General features: G+C 65.0%; 16 protein-coding genes. 6 read left to right on the top strand and 10 right to left on the bottom strand.

Annotated features, from left to right (window positions below):
* Positions 1 to 47: 47 nt before the first annotated feature.
* From EJ066_RS28900 to EJ066_RS28915, 4 genes are read left to right on the top strand one after another with little or no spacing between them, the layout of a single operon-like run.
* The gene (locus EJ066_RS28900) at positions 48 to 2,222 is read left to right on the top strand and encodes a TonB-dependent siderophore receptor (RefSeq protein ID WP_126044095.1); all 2,175 of its coding nucleotides are present in this window, start codon (positions 48 to 50) and stop codon (positions 2,220 to 2,222) included.
* A gap of 22 nt (positions 2,223 to 2,244) precedes the next feature.
* Positions 2,245 to 3,120, top strand: coding sequence for an iron-siderophore ABC transporter substrate-binding protein (locus tag EJ066_RS28905; RefSeq protein ID WP_126043302.1), 876 nt, complete (start codon positions 2,245 to 2,247; stop codon positions 3,118 to 3,120).
* A complete protein-coding gene (gene fhuB / locus EJ066_RS28910) occupies positions 3,113 to 5,119 on the top strand; it encodes a Fe(3+)-hydroxamate ABC transporter permease FhuB (protein ID WP_126043303.1) in 2,007 nt (668 codons plus the stop codon). The genes EJ066_RS28905 and fhuB overlap by 8 nt, the downstream gene beginning before the upstream one ends.
* On the top strand, positions 5,112 to 6,212 hold the full coding sequence (locus EJ066_RS28915) for a siderophore-interacting protein (RefSeq protein ID WP_126043304.1): 1,101 nt from the start codon (positions 5,112 to 5,114) through the stop codon (positions 6,210 to 6,212). The genes fhuB and EJ066_RS28915 overlap by 8 nt, the downstream gene beginning before the upstream one ends.
* Before the next feature lie 12 nt (positions 6,213 to 6,224).
* On the opposite strand, the gene doeB is transcribed toward EJ066_RS28915, so the two are convergent.
* From doeB to EJ066_RS28965, 10 genes are all read right to left on the bottom strand, one after another.
* Positions 6,225 to 7,226, bottom strand: coding sequence for a N(2)-acetyl-L-2,4-diaminobutanoate deacetylase DoeB (gene doeB, locus EJ066_RS28920; RefSeq protein WP_126043305.1), 1,002 nt, complete (start codon positions 7,224 to 7,226; stop codon positions 6,225 to 6,227).
* 5 nt (positions 7,227 to 7,231) lie between these two features.
* The gene (doeA, locus tag EJ066_RS28925) at positions 7,232 to 8,410 is read right to left on the bottom strand and encodes an ectoine hydrolase DoeA (RefSeq protein ID WP_126043306.1); all 1,179 of its coding nucleotides are present in this window, start codon (positions 8,408 to 8,410) and stop codon (positions 7,232 to 7,234) included.
* Between the two features lie 38 nt (positions 8,411 to 8,448).
* The gene (gene eutC / locus EJ066_RS28930) at positions 8,449 to 9,441 is read right to left on the bottom strand and encodes an ectoine utilization protein EutC (protein WP_126043307.1); all 993 of its coding nucleotides are present in this window, start codon (positions 9,439 to 9,441) and stop codon (positions 8,449 to 8,451) included.
* Complete coding sequence (eutB, locus tag EJ066_RS28935) at positions 9,438 to 10,430, bottom strand: hydroxyectoine utilization dehydratase EutB (RefSeq protein WP_126043308.1); 993 nt, start codon at positions 10,428 to 10,430, stop codon at positions 9,438 to 9,440. Before eutB ends, eutC begins: the two co-directional genes overlap by 4 nt.
* Positions 10,431 to 10,446: 16 nt before the next feature.
* A complete protein-coding gene (gene eutA / locus EJ066_RS28940; RefSeq protein WP_126043309.1) occupies positions 10,447 to 11,220 on the bottom strand; it encodes an ectoine utilization protein EutA in 774 nt (257 codons plus the stop codon).
* 6 nt (positions 11,221 to 11,226) lie between these two features.
* Positions 11,227 to 11,886: an ectoine/hydroxyectoine ABC transporter permease subunit EhuD gene (gene ehuD / locus EJ066_RS28945; protein WP_126043310.1), complete on the bottom strand. Its 660-nt coding sequence runs from the start codon at positions 11,884 to 11,886 to the stop codon at positions 11,227 to 11,229.
* Between the two features lie 16 nt (positions 11,887 to 11,902).
* A complete protein-coding gene (ehuC, locus tag EJ066_RS28950) occupies positions 11,903 to 12,562 on the bottom strand; it encodes an ectoine/hydroxyectoine ABC transporter permease subunit EhuC (RefSeq protein ID WP_126043311.1) in 660 nt (219 codons plus the stop codon).
* A 168-nt stretch (positions 12,563 to 12,730) separates the two neighbouring features.
* Positions 12,731 to 13,582, bottom strand: coding sequence for an ectoine/hydroxyectoine ABC transporter substrate-binding protein EhuB (ehuB, locus tag EJ066_RS28955; RefSeq protein ID WP_126043312.1), 852 nt, complete (start codon positions 13,580 to 13,582; stop codon positions 12,731 to 12,733).
* A 71-nt stretch (positions 13,583 to 13,653) separates the two neighbouring features.
* Positions 13,654 to 14,439: an ectoine/hydroxyectoine ABC transporter ATP-binding protein EhuA gene (gene ehuA, locus EJ066_RS28960; protein WP_126043313.1), complete on the bottom strand. Its 786-nt coding sequence runs from the start codon at positions 14,437 to 14,439 to the stop codon at positions 13,654 to 13,656.
* Positions 14,440 to 14,565: 126 nt separating this feature from the next.
* Complete coding sequence (locus EJ066_RS28965; RefSeq protein WP_126043314.1) at positions 14,566 to 15,951, bottom strand: PLP-dependent aminotransferase family protein; 1,386 nt, start codon at positions 15,949 to 15,951, stop codon at positions 14,566 to 14,568.
* A gap of 83 nt (positions 15,952 to 16,034) precedes the next feature.
* Between EJ066_RS28965 and EJ066_RS28970 the strand changes: the two genes are divergently transcribed.
* On the top strand, positions 16,035 to 16,526 hold the full coding sequence (locus tag EJ066_RS28970; protein WP_126043315.1) for an Lrp/AsnC family transcriptional regulator: 492 nt from the start codon (positions 16,035 to 16,037) through the stop codon (positions 16,524 to 16,526).
* A gap of 404 nt (positions 16,527 to 16,930) precedes the next feature.
* The gene (locus EJ066_RS28980; protein ID WP_126043317.1) at positions 16,931 to 18,424 is read left to right on the top strand and encodes an NAD-dependent succinate-semialdehyde dehydrogenase; all 1,494 of its coding nucleotides are present in this window, start codon (positions 16,931 to 16,933) and stop codon (positions 18,422 to 18,424) included.
* Positions 18,425 to 18,447 lie beyond the last annotated feature (23 nt).

An 18,447-nucleotide genomic window follows, 5' to 3' on the forward strand; every position in this document is an offset into this window, starting at 1 on the left:
ATGCGTTTCGAGAACCTGGGGTTTGCCTTATGAACAGAATCTGCCGGATGAAGCCGCTCCTGGCAGGCGCCGCTATCGCTTTGATCCCGCCCATGACCGTGTTCGCGCAGCAGGACAACGTCCAGCTCGAACCCGTGGTGGTCGAGGGCGAGGCCGGCGACAGCGCGACCGGACCGGTCGACGGCGTCGTCGCCAAGAAGACCAAGACCGGCTCCAAGACCGCGACCGAACTCACCGAAATTCCGCAATCCGTCTCGGTGATCGGCCGGCAGGAAATCGACGATCAGGGCGCGCAGAAGGCCGACGAAGCGCTGCGATACACCGCCGGTGTTTTCGCGCAGCCCTTCGGCCCCGACAGCGACACCAACTGGCTGTTCATCCGCGGCTTCCAGGCGACCGCCACCGGCGTCTACATGGATGGATTGCAGCTGTTCAGCTACGGCTTCGGCGGCTTTTATGTCGATTCCTTCGGGCTCGAGCGCATCGAGGTGCTGAAAGGCCCCGCCTCCGTGCTCTATGGCGGCAGCAATCCGGGCGGCATCATCAACTATGTCAGCAAGCGTCCTGACGGCAGGCAGCGATATGTCGAGACCGGCGTCAACGACGCCGGCAATGTCTATCTCGGCTTCGATATCGGCGACGTGGCCAAGGACGGCGTGGTCAGCTACCGCGTCAACGGCCGCGTCGCCGGCGGCGACACCTATAGCGACCTGCAGGATGGCTGGCGCGGTTTTATTTCGCCCAGCATTATCTGGCAGCCCGACGAGCAGACCCGGCTGACGGTCCTGGCCAATTTCAGCCATATCGACGAGACCCACAATGGTGGCGGTTTCCTGCCCTATCAGGGAACGGTGACGGACCGGATCGTCGACGGCGTGAACTTTGGCCGTATCGACCCCGACGCGAATTTCACCGAGCCTGATATCGATCTCTACAAGCGCGAACAGGGCTCGATCGGCTACGAGTTCGAGCACACTTTCGACAATGACTGGACGGTGCGTTCCAACATGCGCTTCGACGCGGCATCCATCGACGAGGTCAGCGTCTATCCCAATGGCTGGGCCAGAGATGCGGACCCCACAGCCAGTCCCACTGAGCTCAACCGTATCAACTTCGGCCACGACAGCGACGTCATGACATTCCTGTCCGATTTGCAGATCGAGGGCAAGGTTGAGACCGGCCCCGTCGAACACACGCTGCTGGCGGGCCTCGACTACAAATATTACAACATCGACCACGTCCAGTCGTCTGGCCTCTACGACCCCGACAATGCCAATCCCATCGATGCGTTCGACCCTATCTACGGCTCGCCGCTGACGCCGCGCGTCAGCTATCTCAACCAGGACCTGACGCAAAAACAGCTCGGCTTCTACGTCCAGGACCAGTTGCGCTTTGGCGATGGCTGGCTGGTGACGCTGAACGGCCGCTATGACCGCGCCTGGCTCGAAGCCGACAACCGCCCGACCTACTACAGCCCGGCCTCCAGCACCGAGAGCAGGACCGGCGGCGATTTCTCCGGCCGCGCCGGTCTCGCTTATGAATTCGGCAACGGCCTCACCCCCTATGCCAGCATCGCCACCTTCTTCAATCCGATCATCGGAACCGACGCGAATGGCGATCTGTTCAAGCCGGAAGAGGGCGTGCAGTACGAGGTCGGCATCAAATATGAGCCGACCTTCATCGACGGCCTGTTCACCCTGTCGCTCTTCGACCTGACGCGCCAGAATGTGGCCATGGCAAGCGACACCGACCCGTTTGCCCAGGTCCAGGCCGATGAGATACGTTCGCGCGGTGTTGAGCTCGAAGGCAAGGTCAACGTCACCGAGGATCTCAGGGTGACTGCGGCGCTGACCGCCTATGATATCGACTTCACCAAGAGCGACGACCCCGACCTGATCGGCAAGACACCTTTCATCGTGCCCGAAGTCATGGCCTCGGCATCCGTCGACTACACCTTCCGCGGCGATTGGTATGACGGCATCTCGATTGGCGCCGGCGTGCGTCATATCGGCTCCTCCTGGGCCGATAACGACAACAAATGGAAGGTGCCGGCCGTCACGCTGGCCGATCTGAAGCTCGGTTACGAGAAGGAGAACTGGGGCGTCGACCTGAACATCACCAATCTCTTCGACAAGACCTATGTGGCCAGTTGCCAGACGCTTGTGACCTGTTCCTACGGCGAAGGCCGCTCGTTCAAGCTGAAGGCCCACACGACTTGGTAGTTCTGTGCCAAATCCGCCGGCGATGAACCATCTGCTCAACAGAAGGCAGGTGCTTGCGCTGGCGGCCACAGCCCTGCTGCCGCCGATCGCCGGTCGGGCCGCACCGCTGCGCGTTACCGCAATCGACTGGGGCATGCTGGAAACCATGATCGCGCTTGGCATCGAGCCGGTCGCGGCGACCGAGCTCATCCAGTTCCGAAAGATCGCGATCGAACCGACCGTCCCTCGATCCGTGACCGATCTCGGGCTGCGCGGCACGCCCAATTACGAGCTGCTGCGCATCGTCGCGCCAGACCTTATCGCCATCTCCAGCTTCTACGAATACCAGCGCCCGATACTCGAGCGCATCGCGCCGGTCTTTGCGCAAACGGTCTACGAACCTGGCGTGCCGCCCTACCCGCTCGCCGAAGCGGCGACGCTGGCGCTTGGCGAAAAGCTCGGGCGACAGGCCGAGGCGAAGCGCTATGTCGACGAGACATCAGTCGAAATCACGCGGTTGCGCGCCACACCACCGTCCGCCTCCGGACGGCCGGTCTTCGTCATCAGCCTCGGCGATTCACGCCATTTCCGCGCCTTTGGCCGGGATTCCATGTTTGGCGACGTGCTGCTGCGTCTCGGCTTGGAGAATGCCTGGGCCGACGAGACGAGCTACAGCGCCGCCGCTCCGGTCGGGCTGGAAGCGCTGGCGCGTGTTCCCGATGCATCGATCCTCGTCGTCTCGCCGCTTCCGGCCGATGTCGGCCGTTCGCTGCCCGCAAATGCGCTGTGGAACGCATTGCCGGCGGGCCGCGAGGGCCGTGTCGCCCTGCTGGAGCCGATCAATCATTTTGGCTGCCTGCCCTCGGCGCGCCGCTTCGCACGGCTGGCGACAGCGGCACTTGGGCAGATCCATGGCTGACCGTGCGATGACTGAGCGCGCCGTGACCGGACATGCGCTGCCGCCGATCGCGCTCTGGGGTCTTTTGGCCGGGGTGGCGGCACTCCTGTTCGCATGGCGCGTCAGCATACAGTGGCCGACCGCACTGCCGGGCAACGGCATCGATCTCGACCGTGTCATTCTTCTCTACAGCACGGTGCCGCGCGCGGCGGTGGCGGTACTGGCGGGCGCCGTTCTCGGCCTGTCCGGGCTTTTGCTGCAGCACGTGCTGCGCAACCCGCTGGCCGAACCGTCGACGCTCGGCATCTCGTCGGGCGCGCAGCTGGCGATGACGGCGGCTTCCGTCTACGCGCCGTTCCTGATGGAGCGGTCGCAAGGGCCGGTCGCCTTTGCCGGCGGCATTGCTGCGGTGCTGCTGGTGCTGTCGCTGACCTGGCAGCGCGCGCTTGAGCCGGTCTCCGTCGTGCTTGCCGGAATGATGGTGGCGTTGACCGCGAGTTCCATCAGCGCCGCCCTGATCCTCGCCAATGGCGACTATCTGTTCTCGCTGTTCATCTGGGGCGGCGGATCGCTGGTCCAGCAGGACTGGGGGCCGGCCGTCGCCTTGTCGACCAGGCTGGCGGTCGGCGCCGTGGCCGCACTGCTGCTGCTCAGGCCCCTGACGATCCTTGGCCTCGACGACGCCACGGCGCGCAGTCTCGGCATCGCGCGCCACACAAGCCGCTTTCTCGTCATTGCGCTTGCCGTATGGATGGCGTCCACCGTGGTCGCCGAGGTCGGCGTCATTGGCTTTGTCGGCCTTGCAGCACCCGCGCTCGCCACGCTTTCAGGCGCCCGTTCGTTGGCGCAAAAGCTGCTGGCCGCGCCCCTGATCGGCGCCATCCTGCTGTGGCTGACGGATGGGCTGGTGCAGCTCGCGGCCGGCACCGGCGGCGAGCGGATCCCGACCGGCGCGGGCACGGCGCTGCTGGGCGGCCCGATTCTGCTCTGGCTGCTGCCGAGGCTGCGCCTGCTCGAATGGCCGAGCCTCAGCACATCAGGCACTTCCCCGCGCAGGGCCGTTCATCCTCAGCTGATCATCCTGCTGTTGTTTCTGCTGGCGCTTGTCGCGGCGGTGGCGGCGCTCGTTGTCGGGCGCGGTCCGGCGGGCTGGTCGGTCGCCGGCGGCGAGATGCTCTCCGATCTCGCAGCCTGGCGTGCGCCGCGGATCGGCGCGGCGGCAGCCGCCGGCGCCATGCTTGCGGCGGCGGGCGTCGTCATCCAGCGCATCACCGGCAATCCGTTGGCAAGCCCCGAGGTGCTGGGGGTCGGCACCGGCGCCGGCGCCGGCCTGACCGCGGTCTTGATGGTCAGCGCGACGGCGGGGCCCGGCTGGCAATTCACCGGCTCCGTTTTCGGCTCGCTGGCGGTGCTGATCGCCATGCTGGCAATCGCCGCACGGGCGAAATTCGGCGCCGAGCGATTGCTGCTTGCCGGCATCGCCATGAGCGCGCTGTGCAGCGCCCTCATCACCGCCACGATCGCGATGGGAAATGCGCAGTCCTACGTCCTGTTGCGCTGGCTCAGCGGCTCGACCAGCCAGGCGACCGGCATCGATGCCTGGATCATGGTCGCTTGCCTGGTACTGCTGACGCTGCCGCTGTTTCTCGCCACCCGCTGGCTCGACATCCTGCCACTTGGCGCAGATACCGCGCGCGGGCTGGGCCTGCCGGTCGCGGGCGGTCGGCTGATGCTGATCGTTCTCGCCGCGATCCTGACCGCGCTTGCCGCGTTGTTCGTCGGGCCGCTGAGCTTCGTCGGCCTCATCGCGCCGCACCTTGCTCGGCTGGTCGGCTTTGCCCGCGCGCCCGTTCACCTCGCCGGCGCGGTCCTTGTCGGCGCGCTACTGATGATCGTGTCGGACTGGCTGTCGCGCATGGTGGCTTTTCCATACGAATTGCCCGTCGGCCTGTTCGCCTCGCTGCTTGGCGGACCTTATCTCGTCCATCTGCTCGCAAAAGGAGTGCCGCGCCATGGTTGAAATGCCGAGGAATCTCAAGGCATCCGCCGACATTGTGCTGTCTCGTCCGCAAGACATCATGAAGCGGCTCTGCGCGCATTTTGCCGATCATGGCGATGTCGCCGTCGACGGCGCCTGCAGCCGCATCGACACGGCCTTCGGTTCGGCCAGCATGGAAGCCAGCCAACACTGCCTGAAGGTTCTTGCCGAAGGCAGAGACGAGACGTCCCTGGCCTATGTGAAGCTCGCCATCGCCGAGCATCTGCTGCATTTCGCCTCGGCGGAAAACCCCAGCATCATCTGGCAAGGCGACGGCGCAGCGGGCCAGAAGCTGCCTTATTTCCGCGAGATGCGCGTTGTGCGAACCGCCAGCGTAACGCCGCATATGCAGCGGCTGACCTTGGCCGGAAACGACCTTGGGCGCTTCGCGACGGGCGGGCTTCATGTTCGTCTGCTGTTTCCCAGGGATGGTGCCGTACCGGCCTGGCCTGTGACCGGCGAGGACGGCCGTCCGGCATGGCCCGAAGCGGAACGGCGGCCGGACGTACGCGTCTACACCATCCGCCGCATCGACGTCGAAAAAGGCGAAGTCGATATCGACTTCGTATTGCATGATGGCGACGGCATGCCCGGCGCACGCTTTGCGGCCAACGCACGCATCGGCGACATCGTCGGGATGACCGGGCCGGGCGGCGGCGACGTCCCCTCGGCCGACTGGTGCCTGCTTGCCGGCGACGAGACCGCCCTGCCCGCGATCGGCCGCATAGTGGAGGCGCTGCCGGCCGGCGTGCACGCCGTGGTCCGCATCGAGGTCGCCAATGGCGACGAGGAGCAGAAGCTGGTTTCGCAGGCCACGCTGGACATAAAATGGCTGCACAGGAACGGCGTGGCCTCAGGCAAATCCGTTTTGCTCCAGGACGCGGTCCGGAACGTGCCTTGGCCCAAAGACAGGCGCAGCGTCTTCGCCTGGGTCGGCTGCGAGCACAAGAGCTTCCGCGCCATCCGGTCCTATCTCAGGCAGGACCGGAAGCTGGAGCGCGACGCGCATCTCGTGGTCGCCTATTGGCGTTGCGGCTTCGAGGGCGACACCGCACGGCAGAACGACCAAACCTGAGTCTGGCTGGCTTCAGTCGACCAGCACGGCGACCACGGCGGCGCAGTCGCCCGCCTTGACCAGTCCGGGGAAATGCCGCGCGGTCAGAAGGCCGGACATTCTTGCCCTGATCTCCTGAGGTGCCGCGCCGGTGCGGCCGATGGAGTGGATGCGCGCCACAACCTGGCCCTCTTCCACCGGCTCGCCGAGATCGATCATCGTCTCGATCATCCCGTCGTCCTCGGCGAACGAAAAGCAATCGCCCGACGGCATGTCCAGCCAGCGGGTCGGCTGCATCTCGACCGCACCGGCGACGATGCCGGCATGGCGCAGCACATTGAGTACGCCGCGACGGGCGATCCGTACCGTTTCCGCGCGGGACGTACCACCCCCTCCGAGCTCGGTGGTGATGAACAGCTTCCCCATTTCTTCGGCGGCGGTGTCGAACATGCCGACGGCGTCGATTTCCAGCATCTTCATCGACCACGGCGCCGAGAACGCTTCGACCGCCCCGAAGCCTTTCGCTTCCAGAACCTTGTCGGGCCGGATATGGGCGGCGCAGAACGGCACGAAGTCGAGCGTCCTGCCGCCGGAATGGAAGTCGAGCGCGATGTCGGTGCGCGGCAGCAATTCGCGCTGGAAGTAATCCGCGATCTTCTCGGTCACCGTGCCGTCGGGCCGGCCGGGAAAGCTGCGGTTCAGGTTGCCCTTGTCGATCGGCGAAGTGCGGGTGCCGGCACGGAACGCCGGATAGTTCATCGCCGGCACGATGATCACCGTGCCGCTGACGTGCCTGGGATCGAGCGTGCGGGCGAGATCGTAGAGCGCCAGCGGACCCTCATATTCGTCGCCATGATTGCCGCCGGTGAGCAACGCGCTCGGCCCGTTGCCGTTGCGGATCACGCAAATCGGGATCATCACCGATCCCCAGGCTGAGTCGTCACGGCTGTAAGGCAACCGCAGGAAACCGTGCTGCACGCCGTCGCGGTCGAAGTCTACGGTCGGCGTGATCGGCGAAGGGCGAAGGCTGGACATCGGGTTCAATTCTTCACCACCAACTTGCGCGGCACATTGGCCAGGCACTCGACGCCGGTCTCGGTGATCAGGATGGATTCGGTAATCTCGAGCCCCATCGTCTCCAGCCACAGGCCGGTCATGAAGTGGAAGGTCATGCCGGGCTTCAGCTCGGTGCGGTCGCCGGGGCGCAGGCTCATCGTGCGTTCGCCCCAGTCCGGCGGATAGGACAGCCCGATCGGATAGCCAGTGCGGTTGTCCTTGACGATGCCGTATCTCTTCAGCACCGCGAAGAAGGCGTTGGCGATGTCCTCGCATGTGTTGCCGGGCTTTGCCGCCGCAAGCCCTGCCTCCATGCCTTCCAGCGTCGCCTTCTCGGCGTCGAGGAATTCCTGCGTGGGTTTGCCAAGGAACACAGTCCGGGAAAGAGGACAGTGGTACCTGTTGTAGCAGCCGGCGATCTCGAAGAAGGTGCCCTCGCCCGATTTCATCGGCTTGTCGTCCCAGGTCAGATGCGGCGCCGACGCGTCAGCGCCCGACGGCAGCAGCGGCACGATCGCCGGATAGTCGCCGCCGATGCCGTCGACGCCGCGCGTGCCGGCATCATAGATCTCGGCGACCAGATCGCATTTGCGCATGCCGACTTCTATTCTGTCGACGATGCGCTGGTGCATCGCTTCGACGATGCGGGCCGCCTTGCGCATATAATCGATCTCGGTCGGGCTCTTCACCGCGCGCTGCCAGTTAACGAGTGCCGTGGCGTCGACGAAGCGGGCGCTGGGCATGTGTTTCTGCAGCGAAGCGAAGGCAGCGGCCGAGAACCAGTAATTGTCCATCTCGACCCCGATGCTGAGCTTGCCCCAGCCGCGATCGCTGAGCACGCTGGCGAGGTAGTCCATCGGGTGGCGCTCGGTCGACTGCACATAATGGTCGGCATAGCCAACGATGTTGTCGTGCGCGAGATAGGCGGTGCGCTTGGCGCCGTTGGCGTCCTGGCCGCGCCCGTACCATAAAGGCTCGCCCGACGGCGGCACGATGACGGCCTGGTGCACGTAGAACGACCAGCCGTCATAGCCGGTCAGCCAGGCCATGTTGGACGGATCGCTGACAATCAGGAGATCGACGCCCTTGGCCGCCATGGCTTTTCGGGTCTTGGCGAGGCGGTCCGCATATTCGCCGCGCGAAAATTTCAGGTTGGGCTGCATTGTTCTTGGTCCTTGTTTGTTGGGCCTTGCGGCCAGCATCAGCTTTCGAAAATCGTACCTGCGTTCGCCGCCCGGGCACGGTCGCGGGCGAGCGTGGCGATCGCCGTGTCCTGCACGCCGGTGCCGGTGAGGTCGGCGATGGTGATGTCGCTGGGAGAGCGCCGGCCGTGTCTTTCGCCGGCGATGATCTGGCCGAGCTCGGTAATTTCGGCATCGGCCGCCATCACGCCCGCCGCGATGGCATGATGCAGTTCGCCCAGCAGCCGCGCCTGTTTCGCGCTGTCGGCGACGTAGAGATCGGCCATGCGCAGGATCGCCGGCGCGATCTCGTTCTTGTGCTCGGCGTCGGAACCCATGGCGGTGATGTGCTGGCCGGCCGCAATAAAACCGGCCTTGATCAGCGGCTCGGTCGACGGCGTCGTGGTAACGATGATGTCGGCGCCGGCCGCTGCCTTTGCCGCGTCGGGTTCGGCACGCACGGCGATGCCCAGTCTTTCGCGCAATGTATCCGCCGCAGCCTCGGCCTTGACGGCGTCCCTGGCCCAGATGCGGGCCTCGCTGATCGGCCGCACCAGCATCAGCGCCTCGAGTTGCAGTCCCGCCTGGACGCCGGCGCCGAAGATCGCGGCAATCGATGAATCAGCTCGCGAAAGATGTTTCGCAGCGACCGCTCCGGCCGCCGCTGTGCGGATATCGGTTAGATAACCGTTGTCGAGCAGCAGCGCCTCGACCAGTCCGGTTTTTGACGACAGCAACACCATCATGCCGTTGACGCTGGGCAGGCCGAGCTTCGGATTGTCGAAGAAGCCGGGGCTGATCTTGATCGCAAAACCGTCAATGCCTGGCACATAGGCGGTCTTGACGTCGACCTCGCCGCGATGCTCGGGAATGTCGAGCCGCAGGATCGGCGGCATCGCCACCGGCAAGGTGGCAAGCGCGCGGAACGCATTTTCGACGCAGGCGACGGCGTCGAGATCGAGCTTCACGATCGCGCGCAAGTCGGCTTCGGTGAGTATCGTCATCCGGCTCATGCGGCGCGCTCCTCAATTGCTTCGCCGCAAACGACTTTCCTGTGCAGCGTCATGTCGATGTTGCGGCCCGACAGGATGAGCACAGTGGGTCCGCTCGCCCTGACCTTGCCAGCAAGCACGGCGGCGATGCCGACCGCGCCGGCGCCCTCGACGATCTCGCGCTCCTGTTCGTAGGCATGGCGGATGCCGGCGGCGATCTCGTCCTCGCTGAGCAGGATCACGTCGTCGAGCAGGTCGCGGCACATGGAGAAGGTCAGCCGGTTGTCGAGGCCTATGCCGCCGCCGAGCGAATCCGCCAGCGTCGGCAGTTCCTCGACCAGCACCGGCCGGCCGGCGTCGAGGCTCGCCTTCATCGCGGCACCCCGCGCCATCGAAACGCCGATGACCTTGGTGCCGGGGCTGACGCCCTTCACAGCCGCGGCGACACCCGCCGCCAGCCCGCCGCCGGAAAGCGGCACCAGCACCAGGGCGGCATCCGCAACCTGCTCGATGATCTCCAGCCCGAGCGTCCCTTGCCCGGCTATGATATCAGGATGGTCGAAGGGCGGCAGCATCACCAGCCCGTCTTCCGCGACCAGCCGTTCGACCTCCTGCTGCGCATCGTCCTGGCTGTTGCCGACGATACGGATTTCGGCGCCGAGCCGGCGGATCTCGTCGAGCTTATTCTGCCGCACCAGCCGCGACATGCAGATCGTCGCACGCATGCCCTCAAGCTTCGCCGCATGCGCCAGCGCCCGGCCGTGATTGCCGGTCGAGGCGGCGACCACGCCGCGCGCCTTCTCCTCGGTGTTCAGCGACGCGATGGCATTCGAGGCACCGCGCAGTTTGAAGCTGCCGGTGGTCTGCCGATGTTCGAGCTTGAGATAAACAGGCGCACCCAAATGCCCGGAAAGACTCGGGGAAAGCACGGTCGGCGTGCGCTCGACCTTACCTGCGACGCGCTCGCGCGCCGCGCGGATATCGGAGAGAGTGATGTCGTTCGCGGTCATGACCTTTGCTCCGCGATCAATTCAAAGGCAGCGTCATCAGACGGCCGAACTCGGCGCGCGGCTCGTCGTCGCCGCACAGCCGCAGGCAATTCCAGGCTGTCGCCTGGTTGCTGGTGACGACCGGGCGGCCGATCGCCTCTTCCATGCCGACCACGGCAAGTGCTGCCCGCAGCGCCGTGCAGGAGACGAACAGCGCGTCCGCTTGCGCATCGGTCGCCTCGCGTGCCAGATCGACCAGCGACGCCAGCGCAATCCGTGCCATCTCGCGATCGTCCTCGAAGCCGAGGCAGGTGAAGCTGGCGATCTCGAAACCGTGCGCCACAAAATAGGCGGCCATTGGCCGGCTGGTCTCGACCGTGTAGGGGGTGAGGATGCTGATCGTCCTGGCGCCCAGCGCCTTCAAGCCGCGCACTCCTGCCATCGGCGGCGTGACCACAGGCACGCCGGGCTTGGCCGCCTGCACCGCCGCCTCGATCTCGGCATCGCCGATGACCACGGAGGCCGAGGTGCAGGAATAGCAGATCGCATCGAGCGGCTCATCGGGCAGGATGAGTGCCGCGCCCGCCGTCAGCGACGGCTGCATCTTGCGCAAACTCTCCGGCGTCGTCGGATTGGCGTAGGGGATGCGCGCGACATAGACGCCGATCCGGTCGCTCGCCACCATGCGGCGAAAATCCGGTTCGGTCGTATGGTCGGTGGCAAGGATGATCAAGCCGACGCGCTTTTCCAGGGGACGCGCATCGAGCGCCGGCCGTGTCGGCGTCAGTCTGATTTCGGGCAAGGGTCTCATGAAGGGCTACCTCTCGATCTTGCCGTAGCGATGCTCCAGCCAGCGCAGCAGGACGACCGAGAATAGGCTGATGACGAGGAAGAAGGCGCCGACCAGCGTCATCGGCTCGACATAGCGGTAATAGGTGTTGGCGACGCTCTTGGCCTGGTTCATCAGTTCCAGCACGGTGATCGCCGACAGCAGCGGCGTCTCCTTGAACATGGCGATGAAGTAGTTGGCAAGCGCCGGGATCATCGGTGGAATCGCCTGCGGCATGATAATGTGCGTCCAAGTCTGCCTGGCGTTGAGATTGCAGGCCTTGGCGGCTTCCCACTGGCCGCGCGGCACATTGTCGATGCCTGCCCGGTAGACCTCGGCCGTATAGGTGCCGTAGTGCAGGCCGAGGCCGATGACGCCCGCCACCAGCGGCGGCAAGAGAATGCCGATGTCGGGCAGCACGTAGAAGATGAAATAGAGCTGCACCAAGAGCGGCGTGCCGCGGATGAACTCGGCAAGGAAGCCGACGGTGCGCGACAAGCCCCTGTTCGGCGAGCGCCGCGCCAGCGCGATGGCCAGCCCGACGATCGCCGCCAGAACCGAGCCGAGCAGCGTCGCCAGGATGGTGATCTTCACGCCCTGGATCAGCGTCGGCATGATTTCCCGGACGAAATTCCAATCCCATTCCATTACAGGGCCCACTCCATCAGACGCGCACCCCGTCGAGGCCGCGCGCCATGCGGCGTTCGAGCGAACGCACGCCCCAAGAAATGATCAGCGCAAGGACGAAATAGATGATCAGGATGGTGGTGAACGGCACCAGCGTGTTGCCGGTCTGCGAGCGCACCACTTGCGCCTGGAAGGTCAGGTCGGTGAGCGAGATGAGCGAGACGACGGCGGTGGCCTTGAGCAATTCGATGGCGTTGTTGCCGAAGGTCGGCAGCATGACCAGCAGCGCCTGCGGCAGGATGACATGGCGCATGGCTTGCCAGCGGCCGAGATTGAGCGCGGTGCAGGCCTCGTACTGTTCGCGGCCGATCGACTGGATGGCGCCGCGCACCACCTCCGCCGCATAGGCGCCGACATTGAGGCCGAGCGCCAGCACGCCGGCCTGCAGCGGCGTCAGCGATAGGCCGGCAAAAGGCAGCACGAAATAGGCCCAGAACAGCTGCACGAAGATCGACGTGCCGCGGAAGAATTCGATATAGGCGGTAGCCAGCGCCCGAATGGCGAAAAAACGCGACAGCCGCCCCAACCCGGCGAGAAAGGCCATGACCAGGGCAAGCACCGACCCCATCAGCGTCAGCTCGATGGTGATCAGCGCTCCCTGCAATATCAGGCCGAAATAGCCGGACCATTGGGTCATTGGTGAATTGTCCTACCTGGACGTTTGTCGAAGTCCCCCTCACCCGCCCTCCGCTTCGCTCGGGCGACCTCTCCCCGAGGGGAGAGGAAGCTTGCAACGCCGGCGCCAGCCTCTTCTCCCCATTGGGGAGAAGGTGGCCGGCGAAGCGGCCGGATGAGGGGGCAGCGCCTACTTCGCCGAGCAGAGTTTGTCGCGGCTCGTCGACATCGCCGCCGCCGCCGAGAAGCCGTAGGGCTCGATGATCTTGGCGAATTCACCGGACTCCTTCAGCTTGGCCAACTCGACGTCATAGGCGTCGCGCAGCGCCTCGTCGCCCTTCTTGAAGGCCGCGCCGTCACAATAGACCGGCGCGCCGACCACCGGGGCGACGACTTCGAGGTTCGGATCGTTGGCCTTCTTGACCAGATCGTTGATCGACAGCACCGGCAGCGAATAGGCGTCGATGCGGCCGTCCTGCAGCATCTTCAGGCCGCTCTGGCCGTCCGGCACGACGATGACGCGGTCACGCGGCACGCCGGCAGTGAGCGCCAGCTTCTCCTCGGTGCCGCCGCCCGGCGCCCCGATCGTCGCGCTCGTGTCCTTGGCAACATCCTCGTAGCTCTTGAAGCCCTTCGGATTGCCCTTCTTGACCAGCATCGCCTCGGCGTCGCACAGCACCGGCTCCGAATAGACGACCGCAGCGCAACGCTCCGGCTTCATGAACAGGCCTGCGGTGACGACATCGAAACGGCCGGCCTGCAGGCCGGGGATCATGGCGCCATATTCCGAGATCGAGGCGACGATGTCGTTGACGCCGAGGCGCTTGAAGATTTCGCGCGCCACATCGGGCGCCGCGCCCGAAACCTTGCCGTCGGCCGCAACCGCCGTATAGGGCGGCTCATTGGCAATGGCGACGCGGGCGAAGCCCTGTGCCTTGAGCTCTTCGAGCTTGCCTTCGTCGGCTGATCCCGCTGTCGAGGCGGCCAGGATCGCGGTCAGTGCTACACCGGCCACGCCTGCCAGAATGCCAAGTTTCTTCATTGTTCCCAACTCCTTGCTTCTCTTCTTGGTTTGCTTTGGTCGAGACGGCTTTGCCGCCTCTGACATGACGGTCAGACACGATGTCCGGCCGCGATGATCTTCTTCAGGAAGCCTTGCGTGCGCTCCTGCTTGGGATTGCGGAAAATCTCGTCGGGCTTGCCTTCCTCGACTATTCTGCCGCGATCGAAGAACAGCACCCGGTCGGCGAAATCATGGGCAAAACCCATTTCGTGGGTGACCAGCAGCATGGTCATGTCGGTCTCGGAGCAGAGCCGCCACAAGACGTTCAGCACCTCCTCGACCAGTTCCGGATCGAGCGCCGATGTCACCTCGTCGAACAGCATGATCCTGGGCTGCAATGCGAGTGCCCGGGCAATCGCCACACGCTGCTTCTGCCCGCCGGAGAGCTGCGCAGGCATGCTTTTAGCCTTGTCGGCCATGCCGACCATGTCGAGCAGTTCCATCGCCCGTTTTTCGGCGGCGGCGCGCGGCATGCCCTTGGTCAGGATCGGCGCCAGCGTGACGTTGTCGATGACGCTTTTGTGCGGAAACAGGTTGAACAGCTGGAAGACCATGCCGATCTTCTGGCGCATTCTTGCCAGGTGCCGTTCGTCGGCAGCCAGCAACTGACCGTTGCGCTCCATGTGGTAAAGCTGCTCGCCGTCGATCTGGATGTGGCCGCTGTCGATCCTCTCCAGCGTCATCAGGATGCGCAGGATCGTCGTCTTGCCCGAGCCGGATGGGCCGATCAGCGCCAGCTTCTCGCGCGGCATGACCTGCATCGACAGGCCGTCCAGTACCTTGAAGGTGCCGAAGCTCTTCGAAATGGCGTCGATCTTGATGATGGGCGCGGACACTGAATTTCCCCGTTCTGGAGAAGGGCCTGTGCCCTAACGATGCGGAACGCGGCAAATCATGTCAATCGGTAAAATAATATCATTACAATGTTTTCGATTCCGCACAGTTTTGCAGCAAATCGCCAGCTAAATAGCCAGCAGAAGATGCTCCGGATCGCCGAGCAGAAGCTTGGTGACGACGCTGAGGCCGGCGCGCAACTCTCCCTCGGTGGTCGAGCCCAGCGAGATACGAACCGCCGGCTGCCAGGGCGCCGCCGAGATGCGGAACGATGTGCCTGGCGCGATCGCCACGCCCTGCAGTCGGGCCTGTGAGACGAAACTCTCCTCGGCGCGGTCGCCCGGCAGCTGCAGCCACAGATGCAATCCGTCGCGATGGACGCGATAGTCGACCCCGGCAAGCACTTGCGCCGCGATCTCCTGCCGCCGCCGCAGCGCCGAACGCTGCCAGCGCACGAGTTCCATCGCCGTGCCGTCGGTCACCCATTTGGTGGCGATCTCCGCCACCAGCGGCGTTGCCATCCAGTTGGAGACGAGATGCCGGTTGGCGACGGCGGCGACATAACGGTCGGGCGCCGCGAGATAGCCGATGCGCAGTCCCGGCACCACGATCTTGGTGAAGGAAGTGACATAGAGCGTGCGCTCGGGCGCGAAGGCGGCGACCGGCGGCGGACGGCCTTCGACCAGCGGGCCGAGCACATCGTTTTCGATGATGGCGATGTCGTGCCTGCGCGCCACCGCGGCGATCTGCTCGCGCCGCGCGGCGTCCATCAGCGTTGCGGTCGGGTTGATCACCGAGGGCTGCACGAACACGGCGCGGATGTCGGAAAGCCGGCACGCCTCGTCGAGCGCCTCCGGGATGAGGCCGTTGTCGTCGATCGGCAGGCCCTCGAGGTTGAAACCGAGATAGCGCGCCAGCGGGATCAGCGTGTGGTGGCCGATCGCCTCGGTGGCGACGGTCGAACCGGGCGGCGCCACGCTCATCAGCGCCACCGTCATCCCGGCTGTGGCGCCGTTGGTCAGGCTGACATTCTGCGCGGACACATCGAGACCGCACAGCCGCAGCCACTCGACCGCCACCGCGCGGTGACGCGGGAACACCATGTTCGGCCGGAACGACAGCGCCGAGCTCGACGGCAGGTTCTCGGCCAGCCAGCCAAGCGCCTGCTTCAGCCGCTCCAGATGCATCGGCTCGCAGACCGGCTTCAGGATGGAGAGATCGATGATCTCGCCAAGGCGCTCCGGCAGGTATGGCGGCTCCGGCTCGCGGCGCTGCGTCTGCACGAAGCTGCCGCGGCCGATCTCGCCGGAGACCAGGCCCCGGCGGATCAGTTCCTCATAGGCACGACTGACTGTCTGCACCGAGAGCTTCAGGTCGTCGGCCAGCCGGCGATGCGTCGGCAGCCGCGCGCCGTTGGCCAGCCGCCCGTCATGGATGGCGCGCGCGAACTGGTCGGCAAGCGACTGATAGGCCGGCCGCCGGATGAGCGCGGGATCTGGACGCCACAATGTCATGACTTATTAGAGATCGAAATCAGTGCAATTGACAATCGAAATAATGCGCCGTCATGGTGTCGGCGACGAAAAAGTGGACGCTCATGGCCGCACCGAAACTCGATCCGATCGACCTCAAAATCCTCGACGCGGTCCAGCGCGACGGCCGCATCACCAAGCTGGCGCTCGCCGACAAGGTCGGCCTGTCGCCGACGCCGTGCTGGATGCGGCTGCGCAAGCTGGAAAAGGCCGGCATCGTCTCCGGCTATCACGCAAGGATCGCGATGCGCGCCGTCGCGCCGGTCGCCACCGTACTGATGGAGGTGACGCTGGCCAGCCACCGCCAGGCCGATTTCGATCGTTTCGAGCGCGTCATCCGCGACGTCCCCGAAATCATCGCCTGCTGGTCGGTGGGCGGCGGCGTCGACTATCTGCTGAAAGTGATGGCGCGCGACATCGACGCCTACCAGCGGCTCGTCGACGCGTTGCTCGAACGCGAGATCGGCATCGACCGTTACTTCACCTACATCGTCACCAAGACGGTGAAGGAGGAGATTGTCCTTCCGGTGGCCGATCTGTCGCCGATGCAGTCGTGAGGCCAATCGAAATTGCCAGATCGCACACCCAGGAGATTGGCCGAAACGTCCGTTACTTCGTCATCCTGGGGCGAAGCAAGGAGCGAAGCGACGCGGTGCAGACCCCTGGATCCATGCCGCGACATCAGAACACCGCCACGGTGCAGAATTCTGCTCCGCTGCATTCCTCAGCGAAGGTCACGGAATGGATCCCAGGGTCTCCGCGACGGAGCTTCGCTCCTGCTTCGCCCAGGGATGACGAAGCTGAGGAGGTTCAGCCAATCTCCACGGTAGGGCCAGAGAGATCGTCCGTTCCGGCAGCCCAATAGAGACAATCTTTCTACGCGCGGGCACTGAAACAGCCTCTCTGTCTGCACCGCGCGACTAGTCTCTCCGCATCGCCTCGACACCGGGAGACTTGATCGATGTCCGCGCATTTTGCTCGCCCACTACGCCACGAAGCGCTTGATCGCCTTGCCGACCGCCGGCTGCTGCGCGAACTCGCCTATGTCGACGGCCACTGGACGGCGAGCGAGGCCGCCGAGAGTTTCGAGGTGACCGATCCGGCCACAGGCGCCACTGTCGCCTGGGTTGCCGCACTCGATATCAGGCAGACGAGCAAGGCGATCGATGCGGCATCCCGCGCCTTTCTCGCCTGGCGGGGACTTTTGCCGCAGGAACGCTCGAAGATCCTGCGAAAATGGTTCGACCTGATCATCGCTGCCAAGGATGACCTGGCGCTCTTGATGACACTCGAACAGGGCAAGCCGCTCAAGGAATCGCTTGGCGAGATCGACTACGCTGCCTCCTTCGTCGAATGGTATGCCGAGGAGGCAAAACGCCTCAACGCCGAAAGCGTCACCAGCCATTTGCCTGATGCCGAGATGATGGTGCGGCGCGAACCGCTCGGCGTCGTCGGCGTCGTCACCCCGTGGAATTTTCCTGCGGCCATGCTGACCCGCAAGGCGGCGGCCGCCCTTGCCGCCGGCTGCACCGTTGTGGCGCATCCTTCGTCGGAAACGCCGCTGTCGGCACTGGCGCTGGCCGAACTCGGCGAACGCGCCGGCCTGCCGGCAGGCGTCTTCAACGTTCTCACCGGCAAGGCTTCGACCATTGTTGGGCGCATGTGCGAAGACGCTCGCATTCGCGCCATGAGCTTCACCGGCTCGACCGAAATCGGCAGGCTGATCGCCGCGCAAAGTGCTGCGACGACGAAGCGGCTGGTGATGGAGCTCGGCGGCCACGCCCCGCTGATCGTCTTCGCCGACGCCGATCTTGACAAGGCTGTGACCATCGCCGTCGATGCCAAATTCGCCACGTCCGGCCAGGATTGCCTCGCCGCCAACCGCATCTATGTCCAACGCCCGCTTTACGATCGCTTTTGCGCCGCCTTTGCCAGGCGCATCGAGGCGTTGCGAACCGGCAATGGCCTGGTCGACGACACCGACATCGGGCCGTTGATGCACGAGCGCGGCATCAAGAAGATCGAGGAGCAGGTCGCCGATGCGCTGGCTGGCGGCGCGCGCTGCCTCACCGGCGGCAAGCGGCATCCGGCCGGGCCGCTGTTCTACCAGCCGACGCTGCTCGCCGATGTTGGAGACGGCGCGCTGATCATGCGCGAGGAAACCTTTGGTCCGGTCGCCGCCGTGACGCCCTTCGACAGCGAAGACGAGGTCGTCGCCCGCGCCAATGCCACCGAATACGGCCTCGTCGCCTATGTCGTCACCGACAACGGCGCCCGCCAATTGCGCATGGGCCGCGCGCTCGACTACGGTATGGTCGCCATCAACCGCGTGAAGATCACCGGCGCCCCGATCCCGTTCGGCGGCGTCAAGCAGTCCGGCATCGGCCGCGAGGGCTCGCGCCACGGGCTCGAAGCCTTTACCGATCTTAAATATCTCTGCCTGGACGTCGCCTAGAACCGCGCCCGACACTTTTCCTC

Source organism: Mesorhizobium sp. M9A.F.Ca.ET.002.03.1.2 (assembly GCF_003952365.1).
Classification (GTDB): Bacteria; Pseudomonadota; Alphaproteobacteria; order Rhizobiales; family Rhizobiaceae; genus Mesorhizobium.